The organism is Cytobacillus massiliigabonensis, assembly GCF_900199725.1.
GTDB lineage: Bacteria > Bacillota > Bacilli > Bacillales > Cytobacillaceae > Cytobacillus > Cytobacillus massiliigabonensis.
Window position 1 is genome coordinate 1 of record NZ_LT904897.1, and the last position, 1,215, is coordinate 1,215.

The 1,215-nt window shown below is 36.2% G+C and carries 1 protein-coding gene; it reads left to right on the forward strand.

Annotation, left to right across the window (positions count from 1 at the left end):
• Positions 1-76 precede the first annotated feature (76 nt).
• Positions 77-1,197, forward strand: a protein-coding gene (locus tag C1726_RS00005; RefSeq protein WP_142385044.1) for an IS3 family transposase whose coding sequence is annotated in 2 segments (ribosomal slippage) — positions 77-326 and positions 326-1,197 — 1,122 coding nt in all. Because the reading frame shifts where the segments join, the coding sequence is not laid out codon by codon here.
• Positions 1,198-1,215: the final 18 nt, after the last annotated feature.

Sequence of the window (1,215 nt, forward strand, 5' to 3'; positions counted from 1 at the left end):
TGGATAGGCTACACTTAGTTGGACAGAATTTTTAAGGTCAAGTAGACTACAAATAACACATTTGAGGAGAATCTACATGACTAAAAGAGAACGCCGAACATTTACTGAAGATTTCAAGCAACAGATCGTGCAGCTGTACCAAAATGGAAAACCAAGAAAAGAGATTATTCGTGAATATGATCTTACTCCTTCATCTTTAGACAAGTGGGTGAGTCAGAGTCAAAAATCAGGTTCTTTTAAGGAGAAAGATAATTTAACAGATGAACAAAAAGAATTGATGGAACTCCGAAAAAGAAACAAGCAACTAGAAATGGAAAATGACATTTTAAAGCAAGCCGCGCTGATACTAGGACGAAAGTAAATGTAATTAAGAATAATCAACACAAATACTCGATATCAGCAATGTGCAAAGTCCTGCAAATCCCTAGAAGTACTTATTATTATGAAGCAAAAGAAAGAGTATCGGAGGATCCCGTTACCTCTGATGTAATCGATATTTTTCACGCAAGCCGTCAGAACTATGGAACACGTAAAATCAAAGTAGAATTAAAAAAGCGCGGTCATATTGTTTCCAGGCGAAGAATTGGGCGCATCATGCAGGAGCAGGGTCTCGTTTCTTCATACACAATCGCTCAATTTAAACCACATACAAAATCCTGTAATGAATCAGAACAAACAAATGAACTAAATCGTGCATTCGCACAGGAACAAGAAATGACTACAATCGTTAGCGATTTAACGTACGTAAGAGTCAATCAAAAATGGAACTACGTATGTGTCTTTGTCGATCTCTTTAATCGGGAAATCGTCGGTTTTAGTACAGGGCCAAATAAAGATGCATTACTCGTTTATCGTGCGTTAGCTTCTATCAAAGTCGATCTTAATAAGATACAGCTTTTTCATACGGATCGTGGAAATGAGTTTAAAAACAATTTGATTGATGATGCTTTAAAGACTTTTAATATCCAACGATCCTTAAGTATGAAGGGCTGCCCGTATGATAATGCAGTAGCTGAAGCAACATTTAAAATCATCAAAACAGAGTTTGTGAAGGGCAGACATTTTAGTAGCTTAGAAGAATTAACAAGGGAATTACAGGACTATGTTCACTGGTTTAATAACTTACGAATTCATGGAACCCTTGGATATGAAAGCCCAATTGAGTACAAACATAGACACCTTAAAAAAATTGTCTAGTTTAGTGTTGACATACCA